Annotated in this window: 1 pseudogene; it reads right to left on the bottom strand. The window is 63.9% G+C overall.

What is annotated here, in order from left to right:
• Positions 1–216, bottom strand: a pseudogene (locus GTY47_RS34890) (haloacid dehalogenase type II); the annotation flags it as partial.

Below are 216 nucleotides of genomic sequence, written 5' to 3'. Positions count from 1 at the left end.
GCGGCAGACCCCCTCGAAGGCGTCCTGCAGCGTCTGCTCGTAGGGGTAGTACTTGCCAAGGACCGAGTCGTAGCGGTAGCCGCGGAACTCCTTGACGAACTGGTCCCAGTGCTCGGCCGGGATCTGGTCGCCGACGAGTTCACGCGTGATGGGGGTCATCGGCCACTCGATCAACGTGCCGTAGCAGTCGAACGAGACGTACTTCGGGCGGAACTG

Origin of the sequence: Streptomyces sp. SID5464, from assembly GCF_009862985.1 — a bacterium.
GTDB lineage: Bacteria > Actinomycetota > Actinomycetes > Streptomycetales > Streptomycetaceae > Streptomyces > Streptomyces chartreusis_D.
Note: the sequence above shows the minus strand (reverse complement) of the source record. Positions and strands in the feature narration are given on the sequence as shown.